The organism is Crocosphaera sp. UHCC 0190 (assembly GCF_034932065.1).
Classification (GTDB): Bacteria; Cyanobacteriota; Cyanobacteriia; order Cyanobacteriales; family Microcystaceae; genus UHCC-0190.
The window spans coordinates 43,884-63,039 of sequence record NZ_JAYGHP010000008.1 but is presented as its reverse complement, the minus strand read 5'-3'; the positions used below and the strand labels follow the sequence as shown (position 1 = coordinate 63,039).

Below are 19,156 nucleotides of genomic sequence, written 5' to 3'. Positions count from 1 at the left end.
ATACTTACTAAACCTTAGCTTTGCGCTCTATTTAGTTATTTGCCTTAAAATAAAAATAATTACACTTATCATTAATCTCAATGCCACTCACTCAAGAAACCTTATTAGGAAAATCTGTAGACGAATTAACCACCTGGGTAAAACAACAGGGACAACCCGCATATCGAGGCAAACAACTCCATCAATGGTTGTATGAAAAAGGAGCGCGATCGCTGACAGAAATCTCTGTCTTCCCCAAAACTTGGCGGGAAGAATTAAGTGATTATCCCATCGGACGATCAAAAATTGCTCACCGAACCATTGCCCCTGATGGTACAAGGAAATACCTCTTAAGTTTAGCAGATGGTTTAATCATTGAAGCGGTTGGCATTCCCACCTCAAAACGCTTAACAGTTTGTGTATCTTCCCAAGTGGGTTGTCCGATGAATTGTGATTTTTGTGCAACAGGAAAAGGAGGATATGAAAGAAATTTAACCTGTGCCGAAATCGTCGATCAAGTATTAACTGTTCAAGAAGACTTTCAACAAAGAGTAAGTCATGTTGTTTTTATGGGAATGGGAGAACCTTTATTAAACATCAAAGATGTAGTGAAAGCTGTCAAAATAATCAATCAAGATGTGGGAATTGGCCAGCGATCGCTTACTATTTCTACGGTAGGTATTCCCCAAAAAATCTTACAACTTGCTCATTATCAATTACAAATAACTTTTGCTGTCAGTCTTCATGCTTCTAACCAAGCTTTACGGGAAGAATTGATTCCTGGGGCTAAACATTATACCCTGGGAAAATTGTTAGCAGACTGTCGAAAATATGTTGATATTACAGGGCGACGGGTAACATTTGAATATGTTTTATTAGGGGGGGTAAATGATTTACCAGAACACGCCATTGAATTAGCAAATCACCTCAAAGGGTTTCAAAGTCATGTGAATTTAATTCCCTATAATCCCATTGCAGAAGCTGATTATCAACGACCAGATGAACACAGTATTCAAAAATTTATGCAACTCTTACAAGAGCGTAGAATTGCCGCCAGTGTTCGTTATTCGAGGGGTTTAGAAGCGGATGCTGCTTGTGGGCAATTACGCACATCTCGTCATGAAGTTGGAAGCATATAAAATTTGTAGGGTCGAACAGTCTTCGACCCTTAAGGGTTAAGCTATAGGAACTAAGCCTGGGTAGCCAGGCTTAAAATTAGGCTGTGTAGACAGCCTTTGTGCTTATAGAATAAGGCTTTAGCCTGTATTCATTTATTAATTTTACATGGCAAGTTCCGTGCTACTGCTATTCTTTAGAAGAAGTGAAAAGTAATATCCAAGAAGCTATCGAACTTTATTTATCGACTTTGACTGATGAAGAAAAGCAAAAGTTACTCACTCAAGAAATTCTCACTAATATCAGGAAATAATAGCTAATTCAAGATGTTTTAAAGCAGTTTCTAAGTCATCATTAACAATCGTTTTATCAAATTCTTGACTTACTTCTAACTCCTCTTTAGCCCGATCAAGACGACCCATCATTGCTTCTTCTGAATCCGTTCCTCGACCCCTCAAACGGCGTTCTAATTCAGCAAAAGAAGGAGGCAAAATAAAGATTCTCAAAGCATCAGGAAATGTTTGTTTAATGGCTTTAGCACCGATTACTTCTATTTCTAAAAGTACGGTGTTCCCTAGGTTGATTTGTGATTCAACCTTGGCGCGGGGTGTTCCGTAATAATTCCCCGCATATTCAGCCCATTCGAGTAATTCGTTTTGCTGAATCATTTTTTCAAAATCGGCACGAGGGAGGAAATAATAATCTTTCCCGTCAATTTCTCCAGAACGAGGAGAACGAGTAGTTGCAGAGACAGACAAATATAAGTCAGGGTGACGCGCCAATAAAGCGCGAACCAACGTCCCTTTACCCACACCACTCGGCCCAGTTAATACAATAAGCTTTCCCGATGCCATGAGATTACCAGTGAATTAGTAAATTAGTTACTATTAGCAGTAGCTTCCTTGCTAACCACAAAACGATGGGCCACCGTTTCTGGTTGGATAGCTGATAAGACAACATGACTAGAATCAGTCATGATCACCGCACGGGTACGACGGCCATAGGTGGCATCAATCAACTGTCCGCGTTCGCGGGCATCGCTGATAATCCGTTTAATCGGGGCTGATTCTGGGCTAACAATTGCAATGACCCGATTCGCAGACACAATATTACCAAACCCAATATTGATGAGTTGTATACTTTCCATAATGATTAGCGGCTATGCCGTGTGAGAAGTAATTAAGTAACTACCATTCCTATGGTATCGCTTAAAATCAAGACTTACAACGTTAAAACTCAAATAACCCTCTATTTTTTAGTTTCTTTTCAGCTTTTTCTCATATTTCTTCCACGATTGTCTACACTTGTCCATACATCTGGGAAGATATCGACCAAGACTTTAGGGATAAACCCTCCGTGGTTGCTTTAACTTATGGATTTTAAACCGTTTTTAAAGCAATTGCGCTAATTTCTGAGATAAAGCTTCTGGACTAAACTGGTCTAACGTCTCTTGTCGTAACCATTCCCCGTGACACCGTTGATCATTGCCTTGCAGGATTTCGAGACATCCTTGGGCAACCGCATCAGAATCACGATGGGGAACTCGCCAGCCTAATTTTCCATCTTGCAGGGGATCAGCTGAACCGTCAGCATCTCCTGACAAAACGGGAATTCCACAGGCCATGGCTTCGAGATAAACAATGCCAAATCCCTCTTGTGAAGGCATGATATAGGCATCGGCAACCCGATAATGGTTCGCTAGATCTTCGTTAGGGACAAAACCCGCAAAGATAACACGATCGCCCACTCCTAGAGCTTTGGTTAATTGTTCTAAGCGAGGGCGATCATCCCCTCGACCAATTATCAGATACCTAATATTAGGAAAAGATTGTAAAATTTTCGGTAATGCCCTGATGGTAACGTCAACCCCTTTATAAATATCCCCTGACCATAATCGCGCCACTGTCATTAGTATTTTAGCATCTTTTAGATCATATTTTTCTATCAATTCAATGGGTTTTTTTCCTGGGGTAAATTGATTACCATCAACGATGCAAGGCAAAATCTCAACTGTTTTGGGATCAATATTATTAGCTTGGCATAAACAATCTCGACTATAGCGACTAATTGTCCAAATTGCCTCAGCATTTTGTAGAGCTTTTTGTTGTTGTGGAGGTAGGGGTTTCCAGACTTCTTTGCCATAGGTTAAAACTGTATAGGGAATACCCAAGGGTTGACAAAAGAATTGAATTAGTGGGGCTAAATTAATATGACCACAAAAAACTTTTTTCGGACGTTTCTGAATTAAATGAATCAGTAAGGTATAGGCTAGTTTTATCCTTCCTTTCCAGGGAGGAAGGGTTTTGAGATAGTGAAAATTAATTAATTCAGTGCTAAAAGGATTATGGCAATCTGGGGAATCTCTTAATAAGAAAATATCGGTTTTTGCTAGTTTTGATGATTGCTTAATTAAAGATAAGTAAGCTTGTAAGATATCTTTAACATAAGCTTGTATTCCCCCTTCTTGGGAGAAGATTTCTAAGAAAACAAAACTGTAATGATCAGGATTAGACATTTTTAACATTTTAAAAAAGCTTTAAAAAATTTCATTGATAACTAAATTATCTCGATGAATAATAGTTTCTGCTCCACTATACCCTAATAATTGCGGAATTTTATCAGAATGATTTCCCTTTATTTTATCAATTTCTCCACTATTATAATTCACAATACCCCTGGCAATTTCTTGACCTGTTTCATTACATAATTCCACAGAGTCTGACGCTTCAAATTCTCCTTCTACTTGGAGAACTCCGGCCGCTAATAAGGACTTACCTCCTTGACAAATAGCGCGAACGGCTCCCTTATCTAAGTATAGTTTTCCTGTGGGCAAAAGTCCATAGGCGATCCAACGTTTGCGAGCATTATCATGTTTAGGTTGAGGTTCAAATTGAGTACCAATATTTTCCCCTTGGATAATTTTAAGTAGATTTTCGGGGTATTTGCCATGAGTAATAACCGTCCTTACTCCTGCTCCTGTGGCAATGCGGGCCGCTGTTAATTTAGTGGACATTCCTCCCGTTCCCCATTGTGACCCTTTATCCCCTGCTTTTACTTGTAATTGAGCAAATTCGCTACTATTCACCAGGTCAATAGGTTTAGCATCAGGAACAACACGGGGATCAGCAGAATAAAGTCGATCTACATCCGTTAATAAGAATAACCAATCAGCTTTAATTAAACTAGCAACTAAAGCAGAAAGGGTATCATTATCCCCAAATTTTAACTCTTCAATTGCCACTGTATCATTTTCATTAACAATGGGAATTACCCCTAATTCTAAGAGAGCTTCAAAGGTGTTTTTAACATTAACATAACAGTTCCGATCTATTAATTCTCGTCGGGTTAATAAAACTTGGGCAATGGGTTGTCCCAATGTACTAAAAAGGTCATCATAGACGCGAATTAAACGTCCTTGGCCGACAGCCGCAACCGCTTGTTTAACCGCAATTTTTTTGGGCCTTTCTTTTAAATTTAAACGACCACAACCAACCCCAACAGCACCGGATGAAACTAACACTAAATGATGACCTAATTGCCGTAATTGGGTCAAGGTTTCCACTAGAGATGCAATGGTGGATAAAGCTAATTTTCCTGTCTCTGGTTGAGTCAGACTAGAAGTACCAATTTTAACGACAAGGGTAGGTTTATTATTCATGCTATTCGGGAAAAAGTCTATAATAAAAAGGGTTTTAGATTATAATTATTCTGCTGCCCGTAAAGCTGCTCCAATTAGACCAATATCAGGATTTAAAATGATATGAACAGGTATTTGATTTAATAGGGGAGTCATTCGACCTTTGGATTGAAATGCTCTCATAAAGTCTCCATTTTTCATCAAAGGTAATATTTTAGCAGCAATTCCTCCCGCTACATATAGTCCCCCATAAGGTAATAATTTTAAGGCAAGATTACCTGCTTCTGCTCCATAAGCTTCAATAAATATTTTCATCGCCTGTTGACATAAAATATCATCTTTCTCTAGGGCAGCTTTGGCAACTTCAGCAGAAAGATCAAGACTTTTTTCTCTTGCCCAAGTTTGATATATTTGTTTTAAAATGGGTGATTCTTGTTCGGGGTTTTTATGGCGTAAAAATTGATAAATTGCGGCAATTCCTAATCCTGAAACAACCCGTTCTACTGATACTCTAGATAATTGATATTTGTCTTGAATATAGGTTAATAATTCAAATTCCAAGGGAGTACGGGGAGGAAAATCAGCATGAGAACCTTCTGAGGAAAATACCTCATATTTTCCGGTGGATAAAGGGACAAGAAACCCTTCCCCTAACCCGGTTCCTGCTCCTAAAACAGCGATAGGAGATTTGGGGTTTGGTTGAACATCTTGTAGGGTGTATAAATCCTCTTTTGTTAAGCCTAGAATACCATAACCAATGGCAGCAAAATCATTAATGAGACTTACTTGATTTAAAGATAGTTCTTGTTGTAAGCGATCACCACTTAATGACCAGTTTAAATTAGTTAATTCTGAAGTATTATTAACCACTGGGCCGGCAATTCCAAAACAAGCATTTTTAACGAATATTTCTTGATTTAATTGTTTCTGAGCATTGGTATAAAATTGTTGTACAATCGGGACAATATCTGGAAACTTTTGACTAGGATAAGATTGTTGATGTAAAGTAGTTAATTGGGGTAAATTATACTCGTTTGTTGATGTTTCTAGAACAACAAGACGTAAAATAGTTTTTGTTCCCCCAATGTCTCCCGCTAGGATCATTGTCATGATTGGTTAGACTCCTTATTTCATATTTATTCGTATCATTAAATTAGCATTATTTGGTAAAATAATCCTTATCTACTTTCTAAATATCACAAAATCAAACTAGGGTAGCCTCAATCTTAGAATCAATTAATAATTCATAATTTCTTTGCTTCATTAATCCAAGCTTGAATCATATCAGGAGACGGACATAAATCTTTGCGTTGTAGAGTCGCAACCTGTAATTTCAGAATTTGTCGGTGTAAGAAAGAAACAGGGGTTTCTGCTAACTGTTTGGTTGAGATGATACCTGAGTGTAAAATAAGTCCACAATAATTGCATCCTACCGTGGGAACCCTCGCTAAATCTGCTAAGGCTACCCATTTACTAATTAATTGTACGGGAGATTTTAATTGATTAGCTAAGGCTTGTTTTTCTGTTGGGTTTTTGGCATGATTAAGTAAAGATTGAGTTGTGTTAATTCCTAGGGCTTTTAATTGCTCTTGTTCTGATTTACTTAATCCTGGTAACTGTTCAATATTCCAATAAGAAGGTTTCATAATATCAGATGAATAAATTAGATTGATGATCGGGGCAATTCATGAATTATCCCTACTCTTAATTAAAATTTCCCAATTCAAAACAGCGATCGCTCCTAATCCAGACCCCAAACACGGTAAGGTAAGAGTGGGGTGAAATTACTGAGCAACCATGAACGCAACAAACGATATTATCATCATAGGCGGTGGCATCATCGGAATGGCGATCGCAGTGGATCTGAAACTGCGAGGGGCCTCTGTCACTGTTTGTAACCGTAACTTCCCCCAAACTGCCTCCGTAGCAGCAGCAGGAATGTTAGCCCCTTATGCGGAAGAATTACCCTCTGGCCCATTGTTAGACTTATGTTTAAAGTCCCGTTGGTTATATCCTGAATGGGTGCGGAAACTGCAAGATCTCACCGGACTCGATCTCGGTTACAATCCTTGTGGTATCTTGGCCCCTGTCTATGACTTACCCTCTGTCGAATTACGCAACAATTCTAAGTCCCAATGGCTAGATAAAACCGCCATTCGTCTCTATCAACAAGGGTTAGGGGATGATGTGGTAGGAGGTTGGTGGTATCCTGAAGATGGACAAGTAGACAACCGCCAAGTAGTTCAAGCTCTACGTCAAGCAGCCCAACAATTAGGGGTTGATCTTCGTGATGGCGTAACCGTTAATAACCTACAACAAAAACAGGGCAAAATTACCAGTATTTTAACGAACCAAGGGGAATTAGAAGGCAAAACCTACATTATTGCCAGTGGATCTTGGGCTAGTCAAATTTTACCCCTGCCCGTGCGTCCCATCAAAGGGCAAATGTTAGCCGTGAGGATGCCGCAACACCCCAATGAACCCTATCCCCTACAAAGGGTTTTATACGGGCCACAAACCTACTTAGTACCCCGACAGAATGGACGTTTGATCATCGGGGCCACCTCTGAAGATGTGGGATGGACTCCCCATAATACCCCCCAAGGGATCGAAACCTTGATTAAACGGGCCACGAGATTGTATCCTGAAATGGCAGATTGGCCCATCGAAGAATTTTGGTGGGGTTATCGTCCCGGTACTCCCGATGAATTGCCCATTTTAGGTCAATATGGCTGTGATAACTTAATTTTAGCCACTGGCCATTATCGCAACGGTATTTTATTGGCCCCTGTGACAGCATCTCTGATTGCTGATTTAGTCATTAATCAAAAAGCTGATCCCTTACTCGATAATTTTAAAGGCGATCGCTTCTATACTCAACCTTCCCCCCAACCCCTATCTATGACCACTTTTAACCATTATGCGGTTCCTAAAGCCATGAATGGCAATAACGGAACCTCTCACCTTCCTGCTACTGATGATTATTTAATCATTGCGGGGCGCAAATTTCACTCGCGGTTGATGACAGGGACGGGTAAATATCCTAGCATCCCCATTATGCAGCAAAGTGTGGTGGCCAGTGGGTGTCAAATCGTTACCGTAGCAGTGAGGAGAGTCCAAACTAACGCCCCTGGCCATGAAGGGTTAGCAGAAGCGTTAGATTGGGGTAAAATTTGGATGTTGCCCAATACGGCTGGTTGTCAGACAGCAGAAGAAGCCATCAGGGTGGCCCGTTTAGGTCGAGAAATGGCGAAATTATTGGGCCAGGAAGACAATAATTTTGTCAAGTTAGAAGTGATACCCGATGCTAAATATTTGTTACCTGACCCCATAGGAACCCTAGAAGCTGCTGAAAAGTTGGTTAAAGAGGGTTTTGCTGTACTTCCCTATATTAACGCCGATCCCCTTTTGGCCAAGCGGTTAGAAGAGGTAGGATGTGCTACGGTGATGCCATTAGGTTCGCCTATTGGTTCGGGCCAAGGCATTCGTAATCAGGCTAATATTGCCATTATTATCGAAGAAGCGAAGATTCCCGTCGTTGTTGATGCGGGAATCGGAACCCCAAGTGAAGCCTCCCAAGCAATGGAAATGGGGGCAGATGCGGTGTTAATTAATAGTGCGATCGCCTTAGCCCAAAATCCCGTTATCATGGCTAAAGCGATGGGAATGGCTACAGAAGCAGGAAGACTCGCTTATTTAGGGGGACGAATACCCGTTAAAGAATATGCGATCGCTAGTTCTCCTTTAACGGGAACGGTTGTTTAATTCCTAGGGGTCAACAGTAGTTGATCCCTATATTGATGGTTAATTCAGGAGAAAAATAAGTCATGTTAAAACTTTATGGTGGGAAAATTTCACGAGCAACAATTGTTCAATGGTATTTGGAAGAATTAGGAATTCCTTATGAATTTGTTCTCTTAGATATGCAAGCAGGAGAACATCGTCAACCAGAATTTTTAGCCATTAATCCTATGGGCAAAGTTCCGGCCATTGTCGATGGGGATTTTACCCTGTGGGAGTCTGGGGCAATTTTACTTTATCTAGCCGAAAAATACGGTAAATTACCCCAATCTATCGAAGAAAAAAGTATTGTTTATCAATGGGTATTATTTGCCAATTCTTCTTTAGCAACTGGGTTATTTGTGGAAGCAAACAGAGAAAGAGAAACTCCTAAATTATTATCAGCTTTAGAGCAATTTTTAGCTAATAATTCCTACTTAATGAACAATGAATTTACCGTTGTTGATGTTGCTGTGGGGTCAGTTCTTACCTTTGCTCAATTTATGTTAAAGATGAACTTTAATGAATATCCTGCTGTGGCAGAATATGTTAAGCGAATGATGGAACGTCCCGTCTTTGCAAAGGTAATGGGACAGCCAAACCCCACAAATTAACCGATATTCTGGTAAAAAATGAGGAGTGTTAATCATGGATAAAGATACAAAATTTGCCTTATTGGTGATCGGTTTACCCTTAGTGGGATTAGTGTATTGTGGGCTGATTATTGCCTTTTTAATGAATAATTCTTTTGGTCGTCAACATCCTTTATTCACGGGATTTATTGTGATGTTTGTTCCCTTTGTCATAGCTGCGACGACTTGGATAAAAGCTTCTGCTAAAGCTTACAAAGAACATGAATTAAATAAATCTCGCTAACTTTAACCGTCCCTTGGCGGATTTATAACACCTTTTCTATGCGGCTTTTACTACTTTAAAATATCCTCTGAATCATCTCTTAATTTAAAATACCAGTAAAGATTAGCAACGGTTAAATCTGAAGCGATTTGTAAATTCGATGAAGCTAAAGTTTTGTGTGCCGATAAATTAGCTTGCTGACTAATATATAATTCAGCGTTTTGACGTAAATTAGAGTCCATCATAAAGAATAACTGATCTCGTAGAGAACCAGGATGAGACTTTTCTTGTAACTCTTTATAAAGCGAAAGTTCTAATGGTTCTGAGGGGATAAGTGGAATGTCTTTTTGATCAGCACTATGGGAAACATCTGTTTGGCTAAAATCAGCACTTTGAAGTAATTTTAGGTCTTCAGAAGGAAGCGACTTTATCCAATCATTTTGAGTTTGCCAAGACTCTATGACGACTAGATCATGATAACGAATTCGGCTGATTTCAGGAAAAAGAAAATCAAACTCGTCTTTAGTTTCACAAGATTTAACGACTTTAACCGTATCTTGGCGGATCTTACCTTGGAGACACTTAAGGCGATCGCTGACAACGGATAACTCCCCTTGCATTTGGTAAGTTGAGATAATGGTTTGTTCAATACCCCAAGCGCATTCGTCGCGGCGAAGGATTCCTGGGGCTGATATTTCCTCAAGTAATTGGGGGTTAGTATAGTCTGCTAGAGCTTCATATAACATTCCTCGTGCTGCATCGATTTCAGCATTTCTGCGGCTAATATCTTGTATTTGAAGGGCTGAACGCAAACGATTTATTGCCTTTGTAAACAAACCATAGGCTTTGACTAAGATTAAACGATGTTGCTCAAATTTAATATCTTGAGCGACTTCTTCTATTAGTTGAATAATTTCTCGTCCTTGGTCTTTCAAAGCTTGTTTCAGGTCAATAAAGCCGTTTTCTACTTTTATTTCTAATCTCTCTACGGCTTTTCTTAATTTTAGGGTGTGATAGAGATTGACAGCAGAAAGCGCAACCCCTGCGGCCACTCCTACCCCAATGACGGCGGTAGTAGCTTGCAAGACTCCTACACTGGCTTGGATAGATTGAAGCCCTTGTTGCACGACTTGAAAACCTCTGTGATTTTGATACATTTGTGCGCCACTGGACAGCAGTTGTATGGGAGAGGTTAGGGGGTTAAGTGGCATTCCTGCACTATTGAGCAAACCTTGGGCAAGACCAACAAACTGCCCTGTGGCTGCATCTCTGGCAAGACCAATGGGAACCCCAGAAGAAAAGACTGGCGCATATTGACCTGCTTCGATTCCTGCTTGAATGAGAGGAGAGAACTGAAACAACATTTTGCTGTTTTCCTGGTGTAAAGAACTATCTGTGTCTAGATTAATCGCTTAAGTTGGCTAACTCATCCGCATTTTTACGTATTTTTAGGGAATATTATTAATTTCAGTATTAAATCTGGGAATGTTAGATCCAGAAACCCACTCGATAAACAGATCCCCATGAATAAAACGAACGTAGTTTATAAAGAATTAGAAAAGTTTCAAGTTTATCGGCAACAAATTGAAGACCTATTTCATCAGATTACTCTCATTCTCAAAGATTGTTGCGAAAATGAGTTTCTTAGTTTTGAGCAGATTAAAGAGCTAGAAACAATTTCTCAATTCCTAAATTCGGAGGCGTTTCGAGTGGCTGTTGTCGGGGAGTATAGCAAAGGGAAATCAACTTTATTAAATGCCTTACTAGGAGAAAAAATTCAACCTGTTAGAACAATTCCTTGTACTGGAACTATAAGTGTTCTCAAATATGGTACACAAAAGCGAGTAACTTGTGTGTATAAAAATGGCAAACAAGAAGAAATTTCCTTAGAACAGTATCAAGAAAAAGCATCTATTGATAAAGATATAGCTAAAGGCAGGTTCAGCGAAGGACTGAAGAAAAATCCAATTAAGGAAATTATTTTTGAGCATCCCAATTTAGAATTATGTAAGAATGGAGTAACCATTCTTGATTCTCCAGGGTTAAATGAACATCCTGAGCGTACTGCTGTTACGAAACAACTGCTTGAAGATATCGATGCTATTATTTTTTTAACAAATTCTTCTGACAGCTTAAAACAAACAGAAATAGAACTGATTCAAGAATTAAAAATATCTCTCAATGGAGGAATTTCAGATCAACCTGCTAGTAATCTTTTTCTTGTTGTTAATAAATGGGATCTTTTGGATGATGAAGAAGAACAAGAACGTCAAGACGTTAAAGAACGAATTGAACTGATTTGTTTGGGAGAAACTGCTCTAATCTCTGGTGAAAACAGAATTCATTTTTTATCTGCTCAAAAAGTTCTAAAGGCAATTATTGAACAATCTGATAGCCAACATTTAGATAATTTTCAATATTTTACCCAGTCTCTTGAGACTTTCCTGGCTAAAGATAGGGGTTTACTAAAATTTCAGAAAGTTCCTAATCAAATACATAATTTAGTTGAAGTTAGTATAAAACAATTGGGACAAACAGACCAAGACTTTGAAGAAAAGTTAAAAAGCTCTGAAGCTGAAAAGCAAAAAATGATAGAACAAATAGGTCAAATAAGTGGTTGTCATGGACGAATTAACAAACTTGCTTCTGAAACTTCCAAACAAATCAAAGAGAAGCTTCACGAAGCCTTAGACAATTGGGGAAAAGAAAACTTAAAAGATAGATTGACTGATAAAGTTATTCATTGGTCTTCTTCACATTCATTAGAAAAGGAACAAGAAGCTGTTATTAAAGATTATCAACAGCAATTTTCTGAAGATTTAAAATGTGAAATAACTAAGTTTGAAAAAGACAAATTAATTCCTCTAATTAAAGAGAATTGTCTCATTCTAGATCAACAGTTAAAGCTAGAGTTTGAAAAGATAAAAAGAGGTATAGATGGAATAGAGCAGCAGATAAAAAGTGATCTAACTAACGAACTTAATACAATTCTTGAGTCTATAGAAATAGAGTTTATTTTAGGAGAAGAAATAAGAATAAGTGCTGGTTTATCAGGTGCGTGTGTAGTAGGTTTATTACTACTAGAAACTCTATTGCCTATGTTTGTTATTATTTTAACTCCAGTAATTTTAGGTTTTGTGATAGATGGTTTAAGTAGAAAACATGATAAAAACAAGGAAATAAAACTTAAAAACAAAGTTTTTGAGCAAGGGTGGAAGTCTTTTAGAAAATCCCTAGACCCTATGAAAAAGAAACTTGATGAGATAGTGTTCTCAACTATTGATAAGCGAGTGGAAAAAGCAGATAGCATTATCACAGAATTCATATCTCTTTATGAAAATATGTTAGAGGCACAAGAAAAACTCTATCAAGAAACCATAGAAAAACGTCAAACCAACAAAACTATGATTACTCAAAAATCTCAAGAACTACAACAATTTAGCAAGCAAATCGAGCAGCTTGTAAATGATTTCTAATCTATCAACTTATTCAATGAGCTAACTATGAGCATATTTAACAAACTGAAAGCCACTGTTCAAGATTCCCGACAAATCCTAAAAGGAATTCTTAAAGACTATATTCTGTTTAATTCAGAAACTAAACAATTAACCTTGAGAAAAAAAACTGTTTTACTTCTCTGTCAACAAGCAGTCTCTAGAGTTGAACAATTAAAAAGTTTAGAACCTCACTCATCAGAAGGACTGATTGCTACTATAGAACATAAAGAAATTCAAGTAAAACTACATTTTACCCCGGAGAAAATCACCCTTCATGAAGATTGTATTGAAGGACAGCTTCGTTTATTAACATCCCCTGAATTTCAAACTGACTCTATTGTTTACCGTTATCTAATCGCAGGGTGGAAAACCTTTTTAGGTGGAAAAATTCCCAATGACAACTTACCAGAAGGGGTTAGACTCGAAGATAATAAAATTTACTATACCCTGCCTCGAAATCAATTACAGCTTATAGAAGACAAAACCCTGTAGAGACGTTGCAGGCAACGTCTCTACGTTAACCTATTTTAATAACCGAAGTGCCAACGGCTTCTGAAATCTGGGAAAATCCGTGTTTTTCTAACTTAGTAATTAACTCTTTATTAATTTGTGGAATCATCCAAGGCCCTTGATAAATCCAACCTGTATATAATTGTAATAAACTGGCTCCTGCGGTAATTTTTTCCCAAGCATCGTCAGTATTAAAAATTCCCCCAACCCCAATAATAGGCAATTTTCCTTGAGTTTGTTCATAAATAAATCGAATCACCTCAGTGGAACGTTGGCGAATAGGTTGGCCACTAATTCCCCCCGCTTCTTGCTCAATTAAATTGCCTGTTTTTTCAAGAATATTTGTCTTTAACCCTTCCCGTTTTATGGTGGTATTAGTCGCAATAATTCCCGCTAATTGGTAGGTTTTAGCTAAGTTAATAATAATGGTAATCCCTTCCCAAGTTAAGTCAGGAGAAATCTTAACAAAGAGGGGTTTATGTTGTTTATTTGCTTGTTGTAATGCGTCTAAAATAAGGTTTAATTGTTCCCCTTCTTGTAGCGATCGCAGTCCAGGAGTATTGGGAGAACTCACATTAACCACAAAATAATCTGCCCAGTTTTCAAGATAACAAAAACTCCCTACATAATCCTCTGCTGCTGCCTCTAAAGGCGTAATTTTTGACTTACATAAATTAATGCCAATAGGAATTTGACGGGGTTGACGTTGCCAGGTATTTTGTAAAGTTTGGGCGATAATTTCTGCCCCTTGATTATTGGCCCCTAAGCGGTTTAAAGCGGCTTTATCCAGGGGTAAACGAAATAAACGAGGTAGCGGGTTTCCTGGTTGAGAATGGAGGGTTACAGCCCCAATTTCTGCAAATCCAAAGCCTAAATGACTCCAGATACCTGCGGCAATTCCATCTTTATCACATCCTGCGGCCAACCCGACGGGGTTATTAAAGTTTAACCCCCATAATGTTTGTTGAAGACGGAGATCATGGAAACAGAAAGAACTCTCCATCTGAGAGAGTACCCATTGTCCCCAAAAAGTGTGACGGTTGCTATCAAGATAGTTGAGGGTTTTTAGAAGTTGCTGATGGGCGTTTTCTGGGTTGTTTTTAGCAGCAGCGAGAATTAAGGGATAAACAGGTTGAGCGAAGTTAAACATAATAATAACAAAGATCGATTGAGTTAAACAATAAAACCCAATATCAGCATAACGCTAAATCAAATCAGAAACTATTAATTAGGTATGATTTTCTTAAATCTTAAACATTATTAACAAAAATACCTAATTAATCACATCCCAATTTAGTTGTTGTTTCAAGTCATTAAAATAGGTGTATTTCAAAACTTTTTCATGCTGTAGTCTACCTAAAATAATTCCAGGAGAAATTCTTAACTTGTTGCCAAAATTAATAATATAATCCTCCGTTTTTGAAAAAGAAACTAAAAAATCTTTCCATTCATTTGGCGGAATTAGAGTGTTACAGGCAAATTTATTAGCTTCTTCTTCTTTTTTTTGTCTTGCTAACTCTTGTTTTTCAAATTCTTGTTGTTCAAAGGTTTCAAGAAATACATCTCGCTTCCCATGTAAAAGAATATGTCCAGCCTCATGAAAAAAATTAAACCAAAAATGATCATTAGTTTTGTAACGTAAACTTAATTGAATTAAAGGTTTATTAGGATTTAACCAATAAGCAGCACCACTAACCCGTGTTTTTGGCAGTTGAGGCACTAAAATGAAAGTAACACCAGCTTCAGCACATAATGATTGTATTTTTGGTTTAAATATGTTGGGAGATTCAATCGTTAATAATCTTATTTCTTGCAGTATTTCTCTGAATTTATTAGCGTCATATTCAGCACAATTAATTTTAGCCGCTTCAATTTGTCCTTTGCGTAACCAAGCCGTTAATGCAGAATCGTCAATGTCAAATGTTTCAGATTTTCTAAAATCTACAGATAAACTTTTCTCCCAAATTCCTTGCCATTGTTCAAAAGAAGTGACAGCAAAAAAATTAAAAATTTCCCTTAATTGCTCAATCTCATCCTGAAATTCGCTTATCCAACCGAGTTTAATCATAGCTTTGTAAGGAATTTTTTTTAGCCCTTTAATTTGCCCTTTCAACCTTTCATTTTCGTCCTTTCTAGCTAAATAATCTCGATATTGCTGTTCTCTATTATTCCAAAAAGTCGCAGGAATATTGAGAACTAATTCCAATTGTAAGGCGGTTTCTGGGGTAATAGCAGCCTTACCTTTAATGATTTCATTAATAGTTTTTTTAGGGCGACCCATTCGTTCAGCAAGTTCTGATTGAGTCATTCCTCTTTCTTCTAAAATATCTTCAATTGTTTCACCAGGGGGAGAAACATAGTCAGGTTTATATCTATTTTCTAGGACGTTACTCATGGGTATTTTCTACACCAATAATTCTAATTGTCGTTATCTTTGTCCAATCAAGTCCCCAATCAGGTTTTCTGGGAATAGGATTATTTGCGGGTTCAAATATCAATGGATAAGGGTGGTCTAAATCTAAAGATAACTGACCAGCACGATTATTTGTTAGCTCATGGCAGCGTCCTGGGATATTTCGCATATCTTCAAGGGTAGATGCTGCTTTTAAGTCATCAAGTCTTCTCCTAATGCGTTTTGCTCGATCTTGACCATGCTTTCGCTGTAAGAGTTTTTGATTGTTACATTCCTTCTCTAACTTGGGATCTTGAAAAACTATATCCATCTTACATCATTATCGTGATTTTATTAACCCCAGGGGTTAATACTATTTTAAGTTAGTAAAATGGAATTTGGGAAAGAAATACGCTATATATAGAAAAATAATGTACAAAACTACTATATATAGTGTATTGCTTGAGAATTTTTGCCAATCAAGTTCTTAAGATTATTTCAAGCTTGTTCTGAAAAGTTTACAATTATCGAATTAATGTTTAGAAATCCGTGCCTGTTTGATCATATCAATTAAAGTATGATGAGCATCTTCTGCATCCTTTAACAAATGATCAAATGTCACTCTAACTGGAATCGTTTCTCCCTTAACTTCTACAGATAAATTCATTCCTTCAGGATCAATTGAGTCCATTTTTGCTGTTTCGGTGTCTGGGGTATTTCCGAAGACTTTGGCATACAAAATAATGGCATCGGTGTGATCTTCATTCATGTGTTTACAAATGCGATCGCTAATAGCAGGGGTAATTGATTCAGACATGATTGATTCCTAACAATATTGATAACAAAATTCAATAATATCAGATAATTGCTCTGTTTGTTGAGGATAATTTAATTGGGGTCGTTTAATCACAATTAAAGGAATGCCTAATTCTTTAGCAACTGTTGCTTTAATGTCTTCTCCTCCCTGTCTTCCTGATGCTTTTGTTACTACTAAGTTAATGTTCCATTGTTGCCATAATGCTTTTTCTAATTCTAGGGTAATAGGAGGACGTAAAGCTATCACTCTATTGTTACTAAATCCCGCTTTTAATGCCATATCTAAGGAGTCAATTTTAGGGAGAATACGAGCATATAAAACAGTCCGATCATGCCATTGTTTAAATCGAGGTAAAGCTTTACATCCTATGGTTAGTAAAACTCGTTTATTTAACAAATAATTACCCTTAATGAGAGTCTCAAAATTATCTAATTCAATCATCTCAGAATGGTAATTTAAACTAGGCCTTTCATAGCGCAAATAAGGGATAGAGTTGTTTTGAGAAAATTCTAGAACTTTTTGAGAAATATTCACGGCGAAAGGATGAGACGCATCAATAATTCCTTTAATATTTTCTTCATGGCATAATTGTTTGATTTCTCCTGCCTCTAATTTAGCAACTTTGACGGTTATTTGGGGACTTATCGGGTAAAGATTTTGAGCCGTAGGGGTGGTGACTGTAACAAGGCAAGAAAACTTATGGGAGGCGATCGCCGATGCAATATTTACGCTGTCTCCTGTCCCCCCAATTAACCAAATTTTCCCAGATTTTTTCGCCATTAAACTTGTATTAATTCCTTCCTTTTAAGGCTTTTGTAAAGTTTTGACGATAGGAGGAATTAATGACTAATAAGGCTGGCCATAACAAAGCTAGGGTTAATTTTGTTGGTAATTGACGACTAAAATTAGTGTTGTTGTATCCTAAGACAAATTTCCAGATACCAACCAAATAAATTCCTAAGATAATGATAGAGATAAAATTCACGATCTTAACCCTCTTGATGTTTACTTAAGTCAACTATTTCTCAATTTTAACCTATATATTCCCTGTTGTCCCTTGACTTTTTAGGGTAGCCATTGAGGTTTAAATCCTGTGGTCAATTCTTGGGGTTGAATTTTAATCGATTTTTTCGCTCCTTCTAATTCAGGTAGGGGAAGTAACCAGAGTTGTCCATCGGCGATCGCTTGCTTTTCAGATGTTAATAAATCATACTCAGATTGGGGGACAGTTGTTACTACTTGATCGAACAATAAGGCAACTCCATCAGGGGACATACTCAAGACGACATCTCGATAATTTGGTAAAGCTAATAAAGGCAAATCTGTCTTGGTTTTTAAGTTAACAACTGACAGAAAAGGTTCTTCGTGATACTGTCCATTTTCCCCTTGTATTAGGTCAGTTTTCAAGCAATAAATATTTTGTTTTTCCCTCGGTTCAAACTCACAATCAATAATGGGATAAGGGGTTCTCAAGAGTTCTTGTTTTTCTCCATCTTTATTGATCAAAACTAAAGAACGAGTGTAATCAACATTGTCTTTTACCAGTAAAAGTTTCTCTCCATTTTGAGAAAATCCCAAAGTTTTTTCATAGTTTGATAAAATTTGAGAAGAACCAGCATCAGATCCTAAAGGGACAATTCTGATTCCTCCTTGTTGTGCGACAGCTAAACGTTTACCATCAGGAGAAATAACAAAATTTGATCCAGGAATTCCTAGGGATCTAGGTTTTTCTTCTTCAGGAATTATCCATAAACTAGAGTCAGCCTGATTTTTATTATTAATCCGCCAAACAATGATAGTTTTCCCATTTTTTGAAAGGTCAAAACTGAGATTCTGATAATCGTTTGCGTCTAAAATTCGTTTAAGTCTTCCTGCTCTTTGAGAAGGGTTTATTGAGGGAGAAATATTAAACCCAGTGGTGACTGCATAAAGTTCTTGTTTAGTAATTCCTTGAGTCCGAAGACTAGGTTCAAATGCACTAAAAATAATTTGCTCACTATTAGGGTAAATTTTAAAGTTTGTCACCACTAAATCACGGGGCGTTAAAATGGTCTTTTTGGGTTGATTAATATCGGTAATATTATACAGAATTAAGCGACCTCTTTCTTCTTTTTCAATGCCAATATAAGCTAAAACCCGATCACGGGTAGTAAACAAACTCACAAAAGGTTCTATGGTGTTTTCGTCATAGCTTCTTTGAGCATTTTGCAGCTTAATTTGATAGTTTGTTCCGTAAATTGGGGGATCATTTAAAGTGTAAATTAGGGTTTTTCCTTGCCAGGTAATTCTTCCAGGAAGGGGGGGATCAATGGTTAAATTCTTTTCAACACTATCCTGATTTACGGGACGATTAAATTTGAGATTAAAGGTTCTATCCTGTACCCCTACTTTTTTCCCTTCCCAACTAAAATAACTGACTTGTAAAGGAACTTGTTCACCCCTTACTAACAAACTACCTAAGAGCAAACTAAGGACAATAATACATCCTAATACTATCCAATCAAATTGTTTTAATTTTTGGTGCCAGGCTTTTTTGTTCGGTTTATTTTCCATAGTTATAACGCTTTAATTGT

General features: G+C 37.5%; 20 protein-coding genes. 6 read left to right on the top strand and 14 right to left on the bottom strand.

Going from position 1 to position 19,156, the window contains the following annotated elements:
- Positions 1-80: 80 nt before the first annotated feature.
- Complete coding sequence (rlmN, locus tag VB715_RS12830; protein WP_323301611.1) at positions 81-1,118, top strand: 23S rRNA (adenine(2503)-C(2))-methyltransferase RlmN; 1,038 nt, start codon at positions 81-83, stop codon at positions 1,116-1,118.
- 279 nt (positions 1,119-1,397) lie between these two features.
- On the opposite strand, the gene gmk is transcribed toward rlmN, so the two are convergent.
- The 6 genes from gmk to VB715_RS12800 form a co-directional block, all read right to left on the bottom strand.
- Positions 1,398-1,949 carry a guanylate kinase gene (gmk, locus tag VB715_RS12825; protein ID WP_323301610.1) on the bottom strand — a complete coding sequence of 184 codons (552 nt, stop codon included), beginning with the start codon at positions 1,947-1,949 and terminating at the stop codon, positions 1,398-1,400.
- Positions 1,950-1,972: 23 nt separating this feature from the next.
- Positions 1,973-2,242, bottom strand: coding sequence for an extracellular matrix/biofilm regulator RemA (gene remA / locus VB715_RS12820; protein ID WP_323301609.1), 270 nt, complete (start codon positions 2,240-2,242; stop codon positions 1,973-1,975).
- Between the two features lie 243 nt (positions 2,243-2,485).
- The gene (locus VB715_RS12815) at positions 2,486-3,610 is read right to left on the bottom strand and encodes a glycosyltransferase (RefSeq protein ID WP_323301608.1); all 1,125 of its coding nucleotides are present in this window, start codon (positions 3,608-3,610) and stop codon (positions 2,486-2,488) included.
- Between the two features lie 21 nt (positions 3,611-3,631).
- Entirely contained in the window at positions 3,632-4,753 is a 1,122-nt protein-coding gene (gene proB, locus VB715_RS12810; protein WP_323301607.1) for a glutamate 5-kinase, read from the bottom strand.
- Between the two features lie 45 nt (positions 4,754-4,798).
- Positions 4,799-5,842 (bottom strand): glucokinase, encoded by a 1,044-nt coding sequence (locus VB715_RS12805; protein WP_323301606.1) that lies wholly within the window; start codon positions 5,840-5,842, stop codon positions 4,799-4,801.
- 134 nt (positions 5,843-5,976) lie between these two features.
- Positions 5,977-6,378: a DUF4332 domain-containing protein gene (locus tag VB715_RS12800; protein ID WP_323301605.1), complete on the bottom strand. Its 402-nt coding sequence runs from the start codon at positions 6,376-6,378 to the stop codon at positions 5,977-5,979.
- A 151-nt stretch (positions 6,379-6,529) separates the two neighbouring features.
- Here VB715_RS12800 and thiO point away from each other — a divergent pair, with 151 nt between their 5' ends.
- From thiO to VB715_RS12785, 3 genes are all read left to right on the top strand, one after another.
- Entirely contained in the window at positions 6,530-8,497 is a 1,968-nt protein-coding gene (gene thiO / locus VB715_RS12795) for a glycine oxidase ThiO (RefSeq protein ID WP_323301604.1), read from the top strand.
- A gap of 62 nt (positions 8,498-8,559) precedes the next feature.
- Positions 8,560-9,126: a glutathione S-transferase family protein gene (locus VB715_RS12790; RefSeq protein ID WP_323301603.1), complete on the top strand. Its 567-nt coding sequence runs from the start codon at positions 8,560-8,562 to the stop codon at positions 9,124-9,126.
- A 34-nt stretch (positions 9,127-9,160) separates the two neighbouring features.
- Positions 9,161-9,388, top strand: coding sequence for a hypothetical protein (locus VB715_RS12785; protein ID WP_323301602.1), 228 nt, complete (start codon positions 9,161-9,163; stop codon positions 9,386-9,388).
- 50 nt (positions 9,389-9,438) lie between these two features.
- Here VB715_RS12785 and VB715_RS12780 read toward each other — a convergent pair whose 3' ends face one another.
- Complete coding sequence (locus VB715_RS12780) at positions 9,439-10,731, bottom strand: hypothetical protein (protein WP_323301601.1); 1,293 nt, start codon at positions 10,729-10,731, stop codon at positions 9,439-9,441.
- A gap of 159 nt (positions 10,732-10,890) precedes the next feature.
- On the opposite strand from VB715_RS12780, the gene VB715_RS12775 reads away from it, so the two are divergent.
- Together VB715_RS12775 and VB715_RS12770 are read left to right on the top strand one after the other, a co-directional pair.
- Entirely contained in the window at positions 10,891-12,843 is a 1,953-nt protein-coding gene (locus VB715_RS12775) for a dynamin family protein (protein ID WP_323301600.1), read from the top strand.
- Positions 12,844-12,870: 27 nt separating this feature from the next.
- On the top strand, positions 12,871-13,356 hold the full coding sequence (locus tag VB715_RS12770; protein WP_323301599.1) for a hypothetical protein: 486 nt from the start codon (positions 12,871-12,873) through the stop codon (positions 13,354-13,356).
- Positions 13,357-13,381: 25 nt separating this feature from the next.
- Here the strand turns inward: VB715_RS12770 and VB715_RS12765 are convergent, their stop codons facing one another.
- From VB715_RS12765 to VB715_RS12735, 7 genes are all read right to left on the bottom strand, one after another.
- Positions 13,382-14,524: a quinone-dependent dihydroorotate dehydrogenase gene (locus tag VB715_RS12765; protein WP_323301598.1), complete on the bottom strand. Its 1,143-nt coding sequence runs from the start codon at positions 14,522-14,524 to the stop codon at positions 13,382-13,384.
- A 123-nt stretch (positions 14,525-14,647) separates the two neighbouring features.
- Complete coding sequence (locus tag VB715_RS12760) at positions 14,648-15,769, bottom strand: HigA family addiction module antitoxin (protein WP_323301597.1); 1,122 nt, start codon at positions 15,767-15,769, stop codon at positions 14,648-14,650.
- On the bottom strand, positions 15,762-16,097 hold the full coding sequence (locus tag VB715_RS12755; protein ID WP_323301596.1) for a killer suppression protein: 336 nt from the start codon (positions 16,095-16,097) through the stop codon (positions 15,762-15,764). The genes VB715_RS12760 and VB715_RS12755 overlap by 8 nt, the downstream gene beginning before the upstream one ends.
- A 201-nt stretch (positions 16,098-16,298) precedes the next feature.
- Positions 16,299-16,583: a DUF2470 domain-containing protein gene (locus VB715_RS12750; RefSeq protein WP_323301595.1), complete on the bottom strand. Its 285-nt coding sequence runs from the start codon at positions 16,581-16,583 to the stop codon at positions 16,299-16,301.
- Positions 16,584-16,592: 9 nt separating this feature from the next.
- Entirely contained in the window at positions 16,593-17,363 is a 771-nt protein-coding gene (locus VB715_RS12745; RefSeq protein ID WP_323301594.1) for a cobalt-precorrin-6A reductase, read from the bottom strand.
- 10 nt (positions 17,364-17,373) lie between these two features.
- Positions 17,374-17,571 carry a hypothetical protein gene (locus tag VB715_RS12740; RefSeq protein WP_323301726.1) on the bottom strand — a complete coding sequence of 66 codons (198 nt, stop codon included), beginning with the start codon at positions 17,569-17,571 and terminating at the stop codon, positions 17,374-17,376.
- A gap of 77 nt (positions 17,572-17,648) precedes the next feature.
- Positions 17,649-19,136 (bottom strand): Ig-like domain-containing protein, encoded by a 1,488-nt coding sequence (locus tag VB715_RS12735; RefSeq protein ID WP_323301593.1) that lies wholly within the window; start codon positions 19,134-19,136, stop codon positions 17,649-17,651.
- Positions 19,137-19,156 lie beyond the last annotated feature (20 nt).

Bases quoted from the DNA above. Each gene is read 5' to 3' on its own strand.
- rlmN (WP_323301611.1), top strand. From the start codon at position 81: ATGCCACTCACTCAAGAAACCTTATTAGGAAAATCTGTAGACGAATTA.
- gmk (WP_323301610.1), bottom strand. From the start codon at position 1,949: ATGGCATCGGGAAAGCTTATTGTATTAACTGGGCCGAGTGGTGTGGGT.
- remA (WP_323301609.1), bottom strand. From the start codon at position 2,242: ATGGAAAGTATACAACTCATCAATATTGGGTTTGGTAATATTGTGTCT.
- VB715_RS12815 (WP_323301608.1), bottom strand. From the start codon at position 3,610: ATGTCTAATCCTGATCATTACAGTTTTGTTTTCTTAGAAATCTTCTCC.
- proB (WP_323301607.1), bottom strand. From the start codon at position 4,753: ATGAATAATAAACCTACCCTTGTCGTTAAAATTGGTACTTCTAGTCTG.
- VB715_RS12805 (WP_323301606.1), bottom strand. From the start codon at position 5,842: ATGACAATGATCCTAGCGGGAGACATTGGGGGAACAAAAACTATTTTA.
- VB715_RS12800 (WP_323301605.1), bottom strand. From the start codon at position 6,378: ATGAAACCTTCTTATTGGAATATTGAACAGTTACCAGGATTAAGTAAA.
- thiO (WP_323301604.1), top strand. From the start codon at position 6,530: ATGAACGCAACAAACGATATTATCATCATAGGCGGTGGCATCATCGGA.
- VB715_RS12790 (WP_323301603.1), top strand. From the start codon at position 8,560: ATGTTAAAACTTTATGGTGGGAAAATTTCACGAGCAACAATTGTTCAA.
- VB715_RS12785 (WP_323301602.1), top strand. From the start codon at position 9,161: ATGGATAAAGATACAAAATTTGCCTTATTGGTGATCGGTTTACCCTTA.
- VB715_RS12780 (WP_323301601.1), bottom strand. From the start codon at position 10,731: ATGTTGTTTCAGTTCTCTCCTCTCATTCAAGCAGGAATCGAAGCAGGT.
- VB715_RS12775 (WP_323301600.1), top strand. From the start codon at position 10,891: ATGAATAAAACGAACGTAGTTTATAAAGAATTAGAAAAGTTTCAAGTT.
- VB715_RS12770 (WP_323301599.1), top strand. From the start codon at position 12,871: ATGAGCATATTTAACAAACTGAAAGCCACTGTTCAAGATTCCCGACAA.
- VB715_RS12765 (WP_323301598.1), bottom strand. From the start codon at position 14,524: ATGTTTAACTTCGCTCAACCTGTTTATCCCTTAATTCTCGCTGCTGCT.
- VB715_RS12760 (WP_323301597.1), bottom strand. From the start codon at position 15,769: ATGAGTAACGTCCTAGAAAATAGATATAAACCTGACTATGTTTCTCCC.
- VB715_RS12755 (WP_323301596.1), bottom strand. From the start codon at position 16,097: ATGGATATAGTTTTTCAAGATCCCAAGTTAGAGAAGGAATGTAACAAT.
- VB715_RS12750 (WP_323301595.1), bottom strand. From the start codon at position 16,583: ATGTCTGAATCAATTACCCCTGCTATTAGCGATCGCATTTGTAAACAC.
- VB715_RS12745 (WP_323301594.1), bottom strand. From the start codon at position 17,363: ATGGCGAAAAAATCTGGGAAAATTTGGTTAATTGGGGGGACAGGAGAC.
- VB715_RS12735 (WP_323301593.1), bottom strand. From the start codon at position 19,136: ATGGAAAATAAACCGAACAAAAAAGCCTGGCACCAAAAATTAAAACAA.